Raw genomic sequence first — 15,712 nt, forward strand, 5'->3', positions numbered from 1 at the left:
CTCCTTACCGTATCGGCATGGCAGCCAGCACCCACACCGTGACCAACCAGCCTCCGCCCCTGGTCGGATACGACGTCTTCACGGCGGACCGGGCTCTCTCGGAGGCGGTGGAGCGCCATCTGGCACCGGAGGTGCACGCGGAGGCGCGCGAGGAACTGGCCGACTTCGGCCGGGCCGCCGGATCGGCCCAGGCACAGGAGTGGGGAGTGCTGGCGAACGAGCACCCGCCGCGGCTGCGGACGCACGACCGGTACGGGAACCGGATCGACGAGGTCACGTTCCATCCGGCCTGGCACCGCCTCCTGGGCCGGGCGGTCGGCGCCGGTCTGACGGACGCGTGGGGCCGTCCGGGTGGCCATGTGCGGCGGGCGGCCGGCTTCGTCCTCACGACACAGATCGAGGCGGGGCACGGCTGCCCGCTCTCCATGACGCATGCCGCGGTGCCCGCGGTGCGTGCCGACCCGGCGCTGGCCGCCGTGTGGGAGCCGCTGCTGACCTCGCGTGTGTACGAGGAGGGGCTGCGGCCGCCGGCGGAGAAGGCCGGGGTCCTCTTCGGGATGGGGATGACGGAGAAGCAGGGCGGCAGCGACGTGCGGGCGAACACGACCGAGGCGCGGCCCCTGTCCGGCGACGGGGACGAGTACGTCCTGAAGGGGCACAAGTGGTTCTGTTCGGCGCCGATGTCGGACGGCTTCCTGGTCCTCGCGCAGGCGTCCTCCTCCGCGGGACCGGGCGGGCTCACCTGCTTCCTGGTGCCGCGGGTCCTGCCCGACGGCTCGCGCAACGCGTTCGCGGTCCAGCGGCTCAAGGACAAGGTCGGCAACCGGTCGAACGCCTCCGCCGAGGTCGAGTTCGACGGGACGACCTGGGCGCGCCGGGTCGGGGACGAGGGACGCGGCGTCCGCACGATCATCGGGATGGTGGCGGCGACGCGGCTGGACTGCGTGCTGGGCTCGGCCGCGCTGATGCGGCAGGCGGTCGCGCAGGCCGTGCACCACGCCGCGTACCGCCGCGCGTTCGGGGGTGTGCTGATCGAGAAACCGCTGATGCGCAACGTGCTGGCCGATCTGGCCCTGGAGTCGGAGGCGGCCACGGTGCTCGGGATGCGTCTGGCGGCGGCCGCCGACGCGGTCGACGGCGAGGGACCGGAGGCGGAGGCGGAGCGGGCGTTCGCGCGGATCGCGGTGCCGGTGGCCAAGTTCTGGGTGACGAAGCGGTGCACGCCGATGGTGGCGGAGGCGCTGGAGTGCCTGGGCGGCAACGGCTACGTGGAGGAGTCGGCCATGCCGCGGCTGCTGCGCGAGTCGCCGCTCAACTCGATCTGGGAGGGCGCCGGCAATGTCCAGGCGCTGGACGTGCTGAGGGCGCTGCGGAGGGAGCCGATGGCGCTGAACGCGTTCCTGACGGAGGTCGGGAAGGCCCGGGGCGCGGATCACCGGCTGGACAGGGCGATCAAGGGGATGCTGACCGAACTGGCCGATCTGGACGGGATCGAGGGGCGGGCCCGGCGGCTGGTGGAGCGGATGGCACTGGTGTTGCAGGGGTCGCTGCTGGTGCGGTGGGCGCCGCCGGAGGTGGCGGACGCGTTCTGCGCCTCGCGGCTGGGCGGCGACTGGGGTTCGTCGTTCGGGACGCTGCCGTCGTCGCTGAACCTGGGCGCGGTGGTGGAACGGGCGCGGGCGGAGGTCTGATCCGGCCCGGCCGGCGGTCGCGCCACGCGCGAAAAGCGGTGGGTGGTGCTGCGCCGACACGGCACCACCCGCCGCTCGCACCACCTTCTTGCACGAGAGCGGTTGCTTCCAGAGTTGCAAAGGGTTGCAGGATTACCCGAACCGCCCTTCACCGCGCGGTCCCGAACGGCACGATGGGCACCAGGACTTCGGAGTTCCGCAGAACCGATACAGCACGCAGGTGGCTGGGAGAGACCGATGAAGAACACGCGGCTGAACAACACGCGGCTCGACATGCACCGGCTCGCCGCCATGGACGCCGCCCAGGCGACCCGACTCCTGCACCGCGTACGGGAGGAGACGCTCGCCGGCCGCACCCCGCCGATCGCGCCCAGACGGGTGATCGACGCCTCCTGGAAGCGGATGGTCCGGCTCGGTCTCGACCCGGACCAGGGCACCAGCACCGTACTGCTCCAGCGGGACGAGCTGGAGGAGCGCCGGCGCACGACGGTCCTCGGCGAGGTGATGCGCACGCTGAGCACGATGCTCGCGGGGATCGCCGACGCCTCGATGCAGATCATGGTGGTGACCGACGAGCAGGGCCGGGTGCTGTGGCGGGAGGGCAACCTCTCGGTCCTGCGGCAGGCCAACGGCATCTGTCTGGAGGAGGGCGCGGCCTGGAGCGAACACACCGCCGGAACGAACGCGGTGGGGACGGCGCTGGCGATGGGGCGGGCCGTCCAGGTCCACTCGGCCGAGCACTACGTCCACACGCTGCACAACTGGACCTGCGCGGCGGCCCCGGTCCACGATCCGCGCGACCAGCGGCTGCTGGGGATCGTGGACGTGAGCGGTCCGGCGTCCGGTTTCCATCCGTCGACGCTCGCGCTGGTCGGTTCGGTGGCGCAGCTCGCCGAGGCGGAGATGCGCGACCGTCATCTGCGGTCGATCGAGCGGCTGCGCTCGGTGGCCGCGCCGATCCTGTGCCGGGTGGGCGGCCGCGCGGTCGCCGTGGACGGGCACGGCTGGACGGCGGCGGTGACGGGGATGGCCCCGGTGGACCGGATCGCGCTGCCCAAGTCCTTCCGCGCCGGGCGGACGTGGCTGCCGTCGCTGGGGATGTGCGCGGTGGAGCCGCTGCCGGGCGGCTGGCTGTTGCGGGTCGAGGACGAGACCGGGGCGGGGGCGGCGCAGGGCGCGGAGGCGGCGAGCCGGGTGGTGCTGGACCTGAGCCGGCCGCGCCGCTGGTCGGTGGCGGTGTCGGGGCCGGCGGGCAGCTGGACCCAGGAGCTGAGCCCGCGCCATGCCGAGCTGCTGTACGTCCTGGCGCTGCACCGTGACGGGCGGACGGCGGCGGAGCTGGCCGAGGACGTGTTCGGCGACCGGACGAGGACGGTGACCGTACGGGCGGAGATGTCCCGGGTCCGCCGGAACCTGGCGAGCGTGCTCGCCCACCGGCCGTACCGCTTCAGCGAGGAGGTCGAGGTCGAGGTCGTCGCCCCGGACCACCCCGCGGACCTCCTCCCCCACTCGACGGCCCCGGCCGTACGGTCGGCCCGGCTGGGCCACGCGTAGAGGCGCGGGCCGGGGCGGCCCTGGAACCGGGCGGCCCGGTGCCGGGGCGCGACGTCTGTCCGGCATGTGGACACGTGGCTCACGGGGCGGCGGCCGGGCGGGGCCGCCCTGGGAATCCCGGACTCCGCATGATGCGATGAGGCCATGCGCATCACTCTCACCACCTGGTCCCTCGAACAGACCTCGCCCTCCGATCTGCGTCCCGCGACCCCGCCCGAGGGGGACGACGTCACCGTCCGGCGCGCCGAGGTGCCCTCCGCCGAGTACAGCCGCTTCCTCTATACGGCGGTCGGCGGCGACATCCGCTGGAACGACCGGCTGTCGCTGACCTACAAGCAGTGGCAGGAGATCGTCGAGAAGCCCGGGGCCGAGATCTGGGTGGCGTACGACAAGGGGACACCGGCCGGGTACGTGGAGCTGGACCCGCAGGACGACGGTGTGGTGGAGATCGTCTACTTCGGGCTGATCCCCGCCTTCCGGGGCCGCCGGATCGGCGGGCACCTGCTCTCGTACGGTGTCCAGCGCGCCTGGGACCTGGCCGAGCGGTGGCCGGAGCGGGAGGCGACCCGGCGGGTCTGGCTCCACACGTGCTCGCTGGACGGGCCGCACGCCATGGACAACTACCTGCGCAGGGGCTTCCGGCTCTTCGACACCAAGGTGGAGGAGGTCGAGGAGTCCGAGACCCCCGGCCCCTGGCCCGGCGCGCACGCCTGACCCCTCTCGCCTCACGTCCCGGGCCCGCGGGAGGGCCCGGGACGTGACCCACGACACATCGTCTCGCCATCCGGGACAGTGGTGTCCACATTGCGGACGAAGCTGGACTGAGTCCAAAGCCCCGTGACACGCTTCCGTCATGTCTGGAACTGGAATTGCCTTGGTGAGTCGGCGGCACGTCGACCTCGGCCGCATGTCCAGCGCCATGTGTTCGGCGCGCTGAGAGAACCAGCACCGCCCCGAACGCCTTTCAGACCGCCCCTGCTGCGCACCGTCGCGCCATCCCCTGACCCACGTACGAGTGTGCAGGTCAGAGCCGCCCTCCCGCAGTCCCGAAGGACATATCGCCATGGCCGCCACCCCGGAAAACCCCGCACCCGCCACGCCCCGCCGCAAGGTGAGCCGTCACCGTGGCGAGGGTCAGTGGGCCGTGGGGCACTTCACCCCGTTGAACGGCAATGAGCAGTTCAAGAAGGACGACGACGGTCTCAATGTGCGGACACGCATTGAGACGATCTACTCCAAGCGTGGATTCGACTCGATCGACCCCAACGACCTGCGGGGCCGCATGCGCTGGTGGGGTCTGTACACCCAGCGCAAGGAGGGCCTCGACGGCACCAAGACCGGTGTCCTGGAGCCGGAGGAGCTGGACGCGGAGTACTTCATGCTCCGGGTCCGCATCGACGGCGGCCGGCTGACGACCGAACAGCTGCGGGTCGTCGGCGAGATCTCGCAGGAGTTCGCGCGCGGCACGGCCGACATCACGGACCGGCAGAACGTCCAGTACCACTGGATCCGGATCGAGGACGTCCCGGAGATCTGGAACCGTCTGGAGGCCGTCGGCCTGTCGACCACCGAGGCCTGCGGTGACACCCCGCGTGTCATCCTCGGCTCCCCGGTCGCCGGGATCGCCGAGGACGAGATCATCGACGGCACCCCCGCCATCGACGAGATCTACCGCCGGATCGTGGGCAACAAGGACTTCTCCAACCTGCCCCGCAAGTTCAAGTCGGCCGTCTCCGGCTCGCCGCTGCTCGACGTGGCGCACGAGATCAACGACATCGCCTTCGTCGGCGTGAACCACCCGGAGCACGGCCCCGGCTTCGACGTCTGGGTCGGCGGCGGCCTCTCCACCAACCCCAAGCTGGGCGTCCGCCTGGGCACCTGGGTCTCGCTCGACGAGGTCCCGGACGTCTACGAGGGCGTCATCTCGATCTTCCGCGACTACGGCTACCGCCGGCTGCGCACCCGCGCGCGCCTGAAGTTCCTCGTCGCCGACTGGGGCCCGGAGAAGTTCCGCCAGATCCTGGAGGACGAGTACCTGAAGCGCAAGCTGACGGACGGCCCCGCTCCGGAGCAGCCGGCCGGCCAGTGGCGCGACCACGTCGGTGTCCACCGGCAGAAGGACGGCCGCTTCTACGTCGGCTTCGCGCCGCGCGTCGGCCGGGTCGACGGCACCACGCTCACCAAGATCGCGGAGATCGCCGAGGCGCACGGTTCGGGCCGGGTCCGTACCACCGCCGAGCAGAAGATGATCGTCCTGGACATCGAGGAGGCGCAGGTCGAGTCGATCGTCTCCGCCCTCGAGTCCCTGGACCTGCGGGTCAACCCCTCGCCCTTCCGGCGCGGCACGATGGCCTGCACCGGTATCGAGTTCTGCAAGCTGGCGATCGTCGAGACCAAGGCGCGCGGCGCCTCCCTCATCGACGAACTCGAGCGCCGCATCCCCGAGTTCGACGAGCCGATCACCATCAACATCAACGGCTGCCCCAACGCCTGCGCCCGTATCCAGGTCGCGGACATCGGTCTGAAGGGCCAGCTGGTCCTGGACGACGAGGGCAACCGCGTGGAGGGCTACCAGGTCCACCTGGGCGGCGCCCTCGGCCTGGAGGCCGGCTTCGGCCGCAAAGTCCGTGGCCTCAAGGTCACGTCCACCGAGCTGCCGGACTACGTCGAGCGGGTCCTCACGCGCTTCCAGGAGCAGCGCGAGGACGGCGAGCGCTTCGCCACCTGGGCGGCGCGCGCGTCGGAGGAGGCACTGTCGTGAGCATCGGCGAGCGGCGGCGGAGGGAGGGCCCATGAGCGAGCGTGCCGCTCCCTTCTACTGCCCGTACTGCGGCGACGAGGACCTGTTCCCGCACGAGACCGGACACGGGGCCTGGGAATGCCGGGCATGCAGTCGAGCCTTCCAGCTGAAGTTCCTGGGGCTCCTCGCCCCGGGCACTTCGAGCAACGCAGCTGGAGGGGAAGAGATATGACGACGACTCAGGCCATCACCGAGGACACCGACCTGAAGGCGCTCGCCGAGCGGGCCGGACGCGAGCTGGAGGACGCCTCCGCGCTGGAGATCCTCCAGTGGGCGGCCGACACCTTCGGCAAGCAGTTCTGCGTCACCTCCTCGATGGAGGACGCGGTGGTCGCCCACCTCGCCTCCCGCGCCATGCCCGGGGTGGACGTGGTCTTCCTCGACACCGGATACCACTTCCCCGAGACCATCGGCACCCGTGACGCGGTCGAGGCCGTGATGGACGTCAACGTCATCACCCTGACCCCGCGTCAGTCGGTCGCCGAGCAGGACGCCGAGTACGGCCCGAAGCTGCACGACCGCGACCCGGACCTGTGCTGCGCGCTGCGCAAGGTCAAGCCGCTCGAAGAGGGCCTGACCGCCTACCGCGCGTGGGCGACCGGCCTGCGCCGCGACGAGTCCCCGACCCGGGCGAACACCCCGGTCGTCGGCTGGGACGAGAAGCGGCGGAAGGTCAAGGTCTCCCCCATCGCCCGCTGGACGCAGGACGACGTCGACGCCTACGTCGCCCAGCACGGCGTGCTCACCAACCCGCTCCTCATGGACGGTTACGCCTCCGTCGGCTGCGCGCCCTGCACCCGGCGCGTCGAGGAGGGCGAGGACGCCCGGGCCGGCCGCTGGGCCGGGCGGGGCAAGACCGAATGCGGGCTGCACGGCTGATGACCACCACAGAGACTTCCCAGGAGAACCACGTGACCGGTGCCACCATCTGGCTCACGGGCCTGCCCAGCGCCGGCAAGACCACGATCGCGTACGAGCTCGCCTCCTCGCTGCGCGCCGCGGGCCACCGGGTCGAGGTCCTCGACGGTGACGAGATCCGCGAGTTCCTCTCCGCGGGCCTCGGCTTCAGCCGTGAGGACCGGCACACCAACGTGCAGCGGATCGGCTTCGTCGCCGAACTGCTCGCCTCGAACGGCGTGAAGGTGCTGGTCCCGGTCATCGCCCCCTACGAGGACAGCCGCGAGGCCGTCCGCAAGCGCCACCAGTCCGAGGGCACCCCCTACGTCGAGGTGCATGTCGCCACTCCGGTGGACGTGTGCTCCGTACGCGATGTGAAGGGGCTGTACGCCAAGCAGGCCGCGGGCGAGATCAGCGGCCTGACCGGGGTCGACGACCCGTACGACGAGCCGGCCGACCCCGATCTGCGGATCGAGTCCCAGAACCAGACCGTGCAGGAGTCCGCGGCGCAGCTGTACGCGCTGCTCACCGAGAGGGGCCTGCTGTGAGCGACGCGCGCGCGGCCGCTCAGCCGCAGACGAATGTCAACGCCGCGCCTCTGCGCCGCGCGGGCGGAGAAGCTCACGAAAGGGGTGCAGAGTGACCACCACCGTTGCCCATGTTCATGAGGAGACCGACAGCCCGTTCGCGCTGTCGCACCTGGACTCGCTCGAGTCCGAGGGCGTCCACATCTTCCGTGAGGTGGCGGGCGAGTTCGAGCGGCCGGTGATCCTCTTCTCCGGCGGCAAGGACTCCATCGTCATGCTGCACCTGGCGCTGAAGGCGTTCGCGCCCGCGCCGGTGCCGTTCACGCTGCTGCACGTCGACACCGGGCACAACTTCCCCGAGGTCATCGAGTACCGCGACCGTGTCGTCGCCCAGCACGGGCTGCGGCTGCACGTCGCCTCCGTGCAGGAGTACATCGACGCCGGGAAGCTGCGCGAGCGTCCCGACGGGACGCGCAACCCGCTCCAGACGGTGCCGCTGACCGAGGCGATCCAGCAGCACCGTTTCGACGCCGTCTTCGGCGGCGGCCGGCGCGACGAGGAGAAGGCCCGCGCGAAGGAGCGGGTGTTCTCCCTGCGCGACGAGTTCTCGCAGTGGGACCCGCGCCGCCAGCGGCCCGAGCTGTGGCAGCTCTACAACGGCCGCCACGCGCCCGGTGAGCACGTCCGGGTCTTCCCGCTCTCCAACTGGACCGAGCTGGACGTCTGGCAGTACATCGCCCGCGAGTCCATCGAGCTGCCGGAGATCTACTTCGCCCACGAGCGCGAGGTCTTCGCCCGCAGCGGCATGTGGCTGACGGCCGGCGAGTGGGGCGGCCCCAAGGACACCGAGACGGTCGAGACGCGGCTCATCCGCTACCGCACCGTCGGTGACATGTCCTGCACGGGCGCCGTCGACTCCGACGCCACGACGCTGGACGCCGTGATCGCCGAGATCGCCGCCTCCCGTCTCACCGAGCGGGGTGCGACCCGCGCCGACGACAAGATGTCCGAGGCCGCGATGGAAGACCGCAAGCGCGAAGGGTACTTCTAGCCATGACGAGCACCACCGAGCAGTTCGCCGACGTCTCGGCGACCACCCTGCTGCGTTTCGCGACCGCCGGATCCGTCGACGACGGCAAGTCCACCCTGGTGGGCCGGCTCCTGCACGACTCCAAGTCGGTCCTGACCGACCAGCTGGAGGCCGTGGAGGCCGCGTCCATCAAGCGCGGCCAGGAGGCCCCCGACCTGGCGCTGCTCACCGACGGCCTGCGGGCCGAGCGGGAGCAGGGCATCACGATCGACGTGGCGTACCGCTACTTCGCGACCCCGCGCCGCCGGTTCATCCTGGCCGACACCCCCGGGCACGTGCAGTACACCCGGAACATGGTCACCGGCGCCTCCACCGCCGAGCTGGCCGTAGTCCTGGTCGACGCGCGCAACGGCGTGGTCGAGCAGACCCGCCGCCACGCGGCCGTCGCGGCGCTGCTGCGGGTGCCGCACGTCGTCCTCGCCGTCAACAAGATGGACCTCGTCGACTACGCGGAGCCCGTCTTCGCCGCGATCGCCGAGGAGTTCACGACGTACGCCTCCGAGCTCGGCGTCCCGGAGATCACCGCGATCCCGATCTCCGCGCTGGCCGGCGACAACGTGGTGGAGCCCTCCGCCAACATGGACTGGTACGGCGGTCCGACCGTCCTGGAGCACCTGGAGACCGTCCCGGTCAGCCACGACCTGACGGCCTGCCACGCGCGCTTCCCCGTGCAGTACGTGATCCGTCCGCAGACCGCCGAGCACCCGGACTACCGGGGCTACGCCGGTCAGATCGCGGCCGGTGCCTTCCGGGTCGGCGAGGAGATCACCGTCCTCCCCTCGGGGAAGACCTCCACGATCGCCGCGATCGACGCGCTGGGCGAACCGGTGGACATCGCGTGGGCGCCGCAGTCGGTGACCATCCGGCTCGCCGACGACATAGACATCTCGCGCGGCGACCTCCTCGCCCCGAGCGGGGACGCCCCGGCCACCAGCCAGGACGTCGAGGCGACGGTCTGCCATGTGGCGGACCAGCCGCTGACGGTGGGCCAGCGGGTGCTGCTCAAGCACACGACCCGTACGGTCAAGGCGATCGTCAAGGAGATCCCGTCCCGGCTGACCCTGGACGACCTCTCCCAGCACCCCGAGCCGGGGCAGCTGGTCGCCAACGACATCGGCCGGGTGAAGGTCCGTACCGCCGAGCCGCTCGCGCTCGACGCCTACGCCGACTCGCGGCGCACCGGTTCGTTCCTGCTGATCGACCCCGCGGACGGCACGACGCTCGCGGCCGGCATGGCGGGCGAGTCCTTCGCCGACGCCAAGGCCGTGGTCGCCGGTGCGGACGCGGACGACGAGGGCTGGGACTTCTGATGGCGCGCGACGTCTACGGCACCTTCGCCAAGGAGGGCGGCCGCGTGGGTTCCGGCGCCCTCGGCGCGGGCAGCGGAGGGGTCGCGCGATGTGCGTGCTGATGCCGGAGCGTCGCGTACGCGGCGCGATCGCGCTCCACCCGTTCCACGAACGACACAGCCGAAGAAGACTTCGAAGACCCTGAGGGGAACCACCTCCGTGCCTGCCTTCCGCACCACTCCGCGCCGCTCGCTCGTCGCCGCCGCGGCCCTGCCGCTGCTGATCGGCGCGCTGGCCTCCTGTGGCTACGGGTCGCAGGCGAAGGGCGACGAGCAGAAGGTGGCGGCGGTGGGCGAGAAGCTCTCGGCCGACGACGTCCGGCTCGGGTACTTCCCGAACCTGACGCACGCCACGGCGCTGATCGGTGACGAAGAGGGCATCTTCCAGAAGGAGTTGGGCGGCACCCAGCTGAAGGTCTCCACCTTCAACGCCGGCCCTTCGGCGATCGAGGCGCTGAACGCCGAGTCGGTCGACATCGCGTTCATCGGCCCGTCGCCCGCGATCAACGGCTACACCAAGTCCAGGGGCAAGAACCTGCGGGTCATCGGGGGCTCGGCCTCCGGTGGGGTCAAGCTGGTCGTGAACCCGGAGAAGATCAAGACCCTGGACGACGTCAAGGGCAAGCGGATCGCGACGCCGCAGCTCGGCAACACGCAGGACGTGGCCTTCCTCAACTGGGTCTCGGACCAGGGCTGGAAGGTCGACCCCCAGAGCGGCAAGGGCGACGTCTCCGTCCTGCGTACGGACAACAAGGTCACCCCGGACGCCTACAAGTCCGGCTCCATCGACGGCGCCTGGGTCCCCGAGCCCACCGCCTCCAAGCTGGTCGGCGAGGGCGGCAAGGTCCTCCTCGACGAGTCGACGCTCTGGCCCGACAACAAGTTCGTCATCACGAACATCGTCGTGTCCCAGAAGTTCCTCGCCGAGCACCCCGACGTCGTCGAGGCCGTGCTGCGCGGCTCGGTGAACACCAACAAGTGGATCAACGCCAACCCCGAGAAGGCCAAGGCCTCGGCCAACGCCAAGCTCAAGGAACTCACCGGAAAGCCGCTCGGCGCGAAGGTCATCGACGGCGCCTGGCCCTCGATCCGGTTCACCAACGACCCGCTGGCCGCCACGCTCCGGGCCCAGGCCGGACACGCGGTGGAAGCCGGACTCCTCAAGCAGCCCGACCTCGACGGCATCTACGACCTGAAGCCCTTGAACAAGGTCCTGAAGGCCGCCGGCCGGCCCGAGGTCTCCGACGCCGGTCTCGGCGCCAAGTGAACAAGTCCGCCGCTCATACCCAGGAGGTGACGACCATGGCCACGACCGCGACGCTCGCCAAGGCCGAGGACCGTGCGACGGTGACGCACGCCGCCCGGATCGCGCATGTCTCGAAGTCCTTCGGCGGCCCCGCCGGGGGGCAGCTCGTCCTCGACGACATCTCGCTCGACGTCGCCCCGGGTGAGTTCGTCACCCTCCTCGGCGCGTCCGGGTGCGGAAAGTCCACCCTGCTCAACCTGGTCGCCGGGCTCGACCGCCCGTCCGCGGGGTCCATCGAGACCCCCGGCGGCCGGCCCGCCCTGATGTTCCAGGAGCACGCCCTCTTCCCGTGGCTCACCGCGGGCAAGAACATCGAGCTGGCCCTGCGGCTGCGCGGGGTGCCCAAGGCCGAGCGGCGCCCGGAGGCGGAGCGCCTGCTGGACCTGGTGCGGCTGAGCGGCTCGTACCGCAAGCGGGTGCACGAGCTGTCCGGCGGCATGCGCCAGCGCGTCGCCCTGGCCCGGGCGCTCGCCCAGGCCAGCGACCTGCTGCTGATGGACGAGCCGTTCGCGGCGCTCGACGCCATCACCCGGGACGTGCTCCACGACGAGCTGACCCGGATCTGGCGCGAGACGAACCTCTCGGTCCTGTTCGTGACCCACAACGTGCGCGAGGCCGTGCGGCTGGCCGAGCGCGTGGTGCTCCTGTCGTCCCGGCCGGGCCGGATCGCCCGGGAGTGGACGATCGACATCCCGCAACCGCGCCGTATCGAGGACGCCGCCGTGGCGGAACTCTCCGTCGAGATCACCGAAGAACTGCGTGGGGAGATCCGCCGTCATGGCCAGCACTGATACGACCGCCCCGAAGGCCGGGACGGCCTCGAAGACCGACGACCTGGCCGGTCTGGAGGCGGGCCTGGACGCACTGGACGCGGTGCAGGTGCGCCGTACGCCGGTGCGCGAGGTCCTGGTGAAGAAGGTCCTGCCGCCGGTCGTGGCCGTGCTGCTGGTCCTCGTGGTCTGGCAGCTGCTCGTCGTGGCCGAGGTCACCGACGAGTCGAAGCTGCCCGCGCCGTCCGCCGTCTGGGACAGCGTGACCACGATGTGGCTGGAGGGCACGCTCCTCGACGTCCTCTGGACGAGCGTGTCGCGCGCCCTGCTCGGCTTCCTGATGGCGCTCGCCATCGGTACGCCGCTGGGTCTGCTGGTCGCCCGGGTCAGGTTCGTCCGCGCGGCCATCGGACCGGTGCTCGCGGGACTCCAGTCGCTGCCGTCGGTGGCCTGGGTGGCCCCCGCCGTGCTGTGGATCGGCCTCAACGACTCGATGATGTACGCGGTGATCCTGCTGGGCGCCGTGCCGTCGATCGCCAACGGCCTGGTGGCCGGTGTCGACCAGGTCCCGCCGCTCTTCCTGCGGGCCGGGCGGACGCTCGGCGCGACCGGGCTCAAGGGCGCCTGGCACATCGTGATGCCGGCCGCGCTGCCGGGCTATCTCGCGGGTCTGAAGCAGGGCTGGGCCTTCTCCTGGCGTTCGCTGATGGCCGCCGAGATCATCGCCTCCTCGCCCGATCTGGGGCTGGGTCTCGGCCAGTTGCTGGAGAACGGCCGGAACAACTTCGACATGCCGGGGATCTTCCTCGCCATCATCCTGATCCTGCTCGTCGGTGTCGCCATCGACCTGCTGATCTTCAGCCCGCTGGAGCGCGCGGTGCTGCGCGGGCGCGGCCTGCTGGTGAAGAGCTGACCATGAGCGCTCCTGTTCTCCTCGTCGTCGCCCACGGCAGCCGCGATCCGCGGCACGCCGCGACCGTGCACGCGCTGGTGCGCCGTGCCAGGTCGCTGCGGCCGGGGCTGCGCGTGGAGACCGCGTTCCTGGACTTCAACCTCCCGTCGGTGCCCGGGGTGCTCGACCGGCTCGCCGACGAAGGGGTACGGGACGTGGTGGCCCTGCCGCTGCTGCTGACCCGGGCCTTCCACGCGAAGGCCGACATCCCCGCCGTACTGCGCCAGGCCCCGGCGGGCCTCCGAATCCGCCAGGCGAAGGTACTCGGCCCCTCTCCGCTGCTGGTCGCGGCGGTGGAACGCCGGTTGTACGAGGCCGGGGTCGTCCCGGCTTCGGCGCACTCGTCGGACCTGGAGGCGACCGCCGCGTGGCGTCGGGCGGTCGACGAGATGAAGCGCTCGACCGGGGTCGTCCTGGCCTCGGCGGGCTCCACAGACCCGGAGGCGATCGCAGCGATCGCAGAAACGGCGCGGGAGCTGCGGCGCACCGGTTGGTGCTCCGTGCGGCCTGCGTTCGCCTCCGCATCTCTTCCGAGGACCGAGGACGCGGTCCGGGCGATGCGCGCCGACGGCGTGCGCCGGGTGGCGGTGGCGCCCTACGTCATCGCGCCCGGCCGGCTGCCGGACCGTATCGCGGCGGGCGCGGCGCAGGCCGACGTCCTGGCCGACGTCCTCGGCCCGTCGCCGGAGCTCGCCCGGCTGCTCGTCGAGCGGTACGAGGAGTGCCGGGCACTGTCGGCCGGCAACCTCGCGACGCGGGCCGCGGGCTAGCGGTCCTCGTCCGGGCGGCCCGGCGCCGCCGAGGACTGAGCCGGTTCCGGTCCTCCGGACGGCCTGGTGGTCGTGCTCAGTCCCGGGTCATCTCCACGAGCTTGACCACCGTGTTCCAGTTGCGGGTGGTGGCCACGATCCCCTTGACGAGGGCGGGCCGGGAGAGCGCCTCGGCGAGCTTGGAGCGGCCGAGGCCGTCGGGCGCGTAGAGGTAGAGCGCGCGGTCGCCGAGCCTGAACTCCTCGGGCAGGAACGCCTGCTGGTCGATCGACGCGAGTCGTTCGGGGAGGACGGTCTCCGAGAAGTACGTGACGTGGAGCTGCTTGCCCTCCAGCTCGGCGGCGGGGAAGGGGCAGGCGTCGGCGACGGCGGCGAGGTACGCGCTGTCGCGGACCAGGCAGTCGACACGGAAGCCGAACCGCTGCTCGATGGCGTCCTCGATCGCGGTGGTCAGCTCCGCGTCGCTCGGCTCGTCGGCGTCGGTGGTGAAGACGGCGTTGCCGCTCTGCAGATAGGTCCGGACGTCGCGGTGGCCCATCCCTTCGAGCAGTGGACGGAGCTCCGCCATCGGCACCTTGCGGTGTCCGCCCACGTTGATTCCGCGCAGCAGCACGGCATACGTCGTCGTCATGGTTCATACGATAAGGCGGCCGCCGCGCCCCGTGGGGGAGGGCACGGCGACCGCCGGTTCATCGGTGAGGGCTACTCGACGATCTTGAGCAGCTTGTTGGCGGTGCCGGCGGACGGGTTGCTGATCTTGTCCGCGGTGGCACCGTCGACGAGGGCCTTGGCGACCTGGTCCGGCGTGGCGTCCTGGTGCGCCGCGAGGTAGACGGCTGCGGCGCCGACCACGTGCGGGGTGGCCATGGACGTACCGGAGATGGTCTTCGTGCCCTCGTCGCTGTCGTTCCACGCCGAGGTGATGTCCGAACCGGGGGCGTAGATGTCGACCACGGCGCCGAAGTTGGAGAAGTCGGACTGCTGGTCCTCCTTGGTGGAGGAGGCCACGGTGAGGGCTTCCTTCACGCGGGAGGGGGAGCCCTGGCCGGCGTCGGAGGACTCGTTGCCGGCGGCGACACCGAAGGTGACACCGGAGGCGATGGCCTTCTGCACGGCCTCGTCGAGGGCCGGGTCGGCGCCTCCACCGAGGCTCATGTTGGCGACGGACGGGCCCTGGTGGTTCTTGGTGACCCAGTCGATGCCCGCGACGACCTGCTCGGTGGTGCCCGAGCCGTTGTCGTCGAGGACGCGGACGGCGACGATCTTCGCCTTCTTGGCGACGCCGTGTGCGGCACCGGCGATGGTGCCCGCGACGTGGGTGCCGTGGCCGTTGCCGTCCGAGGCGTCGTCGTCGTTGTCGACGGCGTCGAAGCCGGAGGTGGCGCGGCCCTCGAAGTCCTTGTGCGTGATGCGGACTCCGGTGTCGATGACGTAGGCCGTGACCCCCTCACCCGCGGCATCGGGGTAGGTGTACTTGGAGTCGCCGGCGGTGTCGGCCTGGTCGACCCGGTCCAGACCCCACGACGGCGGGTTGTCCTGGGTCGCGTTGATGGTGAACTTCTTGTTCTGGACGACCTTGGCGACGGCCGGGTCGGCGGCGAGGCGCTTGGCCTCGGTCTCCGAAAGACCGTTCACCGAGAAGCCGTTGACCGCGGAGTCGTAGCTGCGGCGCAGGGTGCCGCCGTACTCCTCCGCGAGATCGCCCTTGTCGGCCTTCTCGTCCAGCAGAACGATGTAGCTGCCTGCCACGGCGCCTTCGACGCCGAGTCCGTGGACCGTCCCGAGGGCGGGCGTGGGGGCCGCGCCGGCGAACGGACTTGTGAGGGCGACGACTCCGGCCGCGGCCGCGATCGCGGTCGAGACCGCGATGAGCTTCGTCTTCCGGACACGCTTGTGTATTGCCATGAAGAGGGGTCTCCTCGTCAGGATTTGTGGGGGGTTGAGCCTCCGGAAGGAAGTTCTCCGGCGGCTGCCTCGAAACCCTTGCTCATTGACGAGTGCAAATCA

General features: G+C 71.1%; 16 protein-coding genes. 14 read left to right on the forward strand and 2 right to left on the reverse strand.

What is annotated here, in order from left to right; translation table 11 throughout:
• Window positions 1-17 precede the first annotated feature (17 nt).
• From M5362_RS03970 to M5362_RS04030, 14 genes are all read left to right on the forward strand, one after another.
• Entirely contained in the window at window positions 18-1,691 is a 1,674-nt protein-coding gene (locus tag M5362_RS03970) for an acyl-CoA dehydrogenase family protein (RefSeq protein ID WP_260225883.1), read from the forward strand.
• A gap of 252 nt (window positions 1,692-1,943) precedes the next feature.
• Window positions 1,944-3,245 (forward strand): GAF domain-containing protein, encoded by a 1,302-nt coding sequence (locus M5362_RS03975; protein WP_374214413.1) that lies wholly within the window; start codon window positions 1,944-1,946, stop codon window positions 3,243-3,245.
• A 144-nt stretch (window positions 3,246-3,389) separates the two neighbouring features.
• The gene (locus M5362_RS03980) at window positions 3,390-3,959 is read left to right on the forward strand and encodes a GNAT family N-acetyltransferase (RefSeq protein ID WP_260225885.1); all 570 of its coding nucleotides are present in this window, start codon (window positions 3,390-3,392) and stop codon (window positions 3,957-3,959) included.
• A 139-nt stretch (window positions 3,960-4,098) separates the two neighbouring features.
• Window positions 4,099-4,182, forward strand: coding sequence for a putative leader peptide (locus tag M5362_RS33275; protein WP_352077884.1), 84 nt, complete (start codon window positions 4,099-4,101; stop codon window positions 4,180-4,182).
• A gap of 126 nt (window positions 4,183-4,308) precedes the next feature.
• Window positions 4,309-6,006, forward strand: coding sequence for a nitrite/sulfite reductase (locus tag M5362_RS03985; RefSeq protein WP_260225886.1), 1,698 nt, complete (start codon window positions 4,309-4,311; stop codon window positions 6,004-6,006).
• A gap of 31 nt (window positions 6,007-6,037) precedes the next feature.
• A complete protein-coding gene (locus tag M5362_RS03990; RefSeq protein ID WP_260225887.1) occupies window positions 6,038-6,217 on the forward strand; it encodes a hypothetical protein in 180 nt (59 codons plus the stop codon).
• On the forward strand, window positions 6,214-6,924 hold the full coding sequence (locus M5362_RS03995; protein ID WP_260225888.1) for a phosphoadenylyl-sulfate reductase: 711 nt from the start codon (window positions 6,214-6,216) through the stop codon (window positions 6,922-6,924). Before M5362_RS03990 ends, M5362_RS03995 begins: the two co-directional genes overlap by 4 nt.
• Window positions 6,906-7,490, forward strand: a complete 585-nt coding sequence (gene cysC, locus M5362_RS04000) for an adenylyl-sulfate kinase (protein ID WP_374214401.1) — start codon at window positions 6,906-6,908, stop codon at window positions 7,488-7,490. The genes M5362_RS03995 and cysC overlap by 19 nt, the downstream gene beginning before the upstream one ends.
• Window positions 7,491-7,581: 91 nt before the next feature.
• Window positions 7,582-8,520, forward strand: coding sequence for a sulfate adenylyltransferase subunit CysD (gene cysD / locus M5362_RS04005; protein ID WP_260225890.1), 939 nt, complete (start codon window positions 7,582-7,584; stop codon window positions 8,518-8,520).
• Window positions 8,521-8,522: 2 nt separating this feature from the next.
• The gene (locus M5362_RS04010; protein WP_260225891.1) at window positions 8,523-9,869 is read left to right on the forward strand and encodes a sulfate adenylyltransferase subunit 1; all 1,347 of its coding nucleotides are present in this window, start codon (window positions 8,523-8,525) and stop codon (window positions 9,867-9,869) included.
• A gap of 198 nt (window positions 9,870-10,067) precedes the next feature.
• Window positions 10,068-11,174 (forward strand): aliphatic sulfonate ABC transporter substrate-binding protein, encoded by a 1,107-nt coding sequence (locus tag M5362_RS04015; protein ID WP_260225892.1) that lies wholly within the window; start codon window positions 10,068-10,070, stop codon window positions 11,172-11,174.
• Window positions 11,175-11,209: 35 nt separating this feature from the next.
• Window positions 11,210-12,004, forward strand: coding sequence for an ABC transporter ATP-binding protein (locus M5362_RS04020; protein ID WP_260225893.1), 795 nt, complete (start codon window positions 11,210-11,212; stop codon window positions 12,002-12,004).
• Complete coding sequence (locus M5362_RS04025; RefSeq protein ID WP_260225894.1) at window positions 11,991-12,896, forward strand: ABC transporter permease; 906 nt, start codon at window positions 11,991-11,993, stop codon at window positions 12,894-12,896. The genes M5362_RS04020 and M5362_RS04025 overlap by 14 nt, the downstream gene beginning before the upstream one ends.
• 2 nt (window positions 12,897-12,898) lie before the next feature.
• Window positions 12,899-13,705: a sirohydrochlorin chelatase gene (locus tag M5362_RS04030; RefSeq protein ID WP_260225895.1), complete on the forward strand. Its 807-nt coding sequence runs from the start codon at window positions 12,899-12,901 to the stop codon at window positions 13,703-13,705.
• A gap of 76 nt (window positions 13,706-13,781) precedes the next feature.
• Here M5362_RS04030 and M5362_RS04035 read toward each other — a convergent pair whose 3' ends face one another.
• Together M5362_RS04035 and M5362_RS04040 are read right to left on the reverse strand one after the other, a co-directional pair.
• Complete coding sequence (locus M5362_RS04035) at window positions 13,782-14,336, reverse strand: DUF1697 domain-containing protein (protein ID WP_260225896.1); 555 nt, start codon at window positions 14,334-14,336, stop codon at window positions 13,782-13,784.
• 71 nt (window positions 14,337-14,407) lie between these two features.
• Window positions 14,408-15,610, reverse strand: coding sequence for a S8 family peptidase (locus M5362_RS04040; protein ID WP_260225897.1), 1,203 nt, complete (start codon window positions 15,608-15,610; stop codon window positions 14,408-14,410).
• Between the last annotated feature and the right edge of the window lie 102 nt (window positions 15,611-15,712).

Origin of the sequence: Streptomyces sp. Je 1-79, from assembly GCF_025195125.1 — a bacterium.
Taxonomy (GTDB): domain Bacteria; phylum Actinomycetota; class Actinomycetes; order Streptomycetales; family Streptomycetaceae; genus Streptomyces.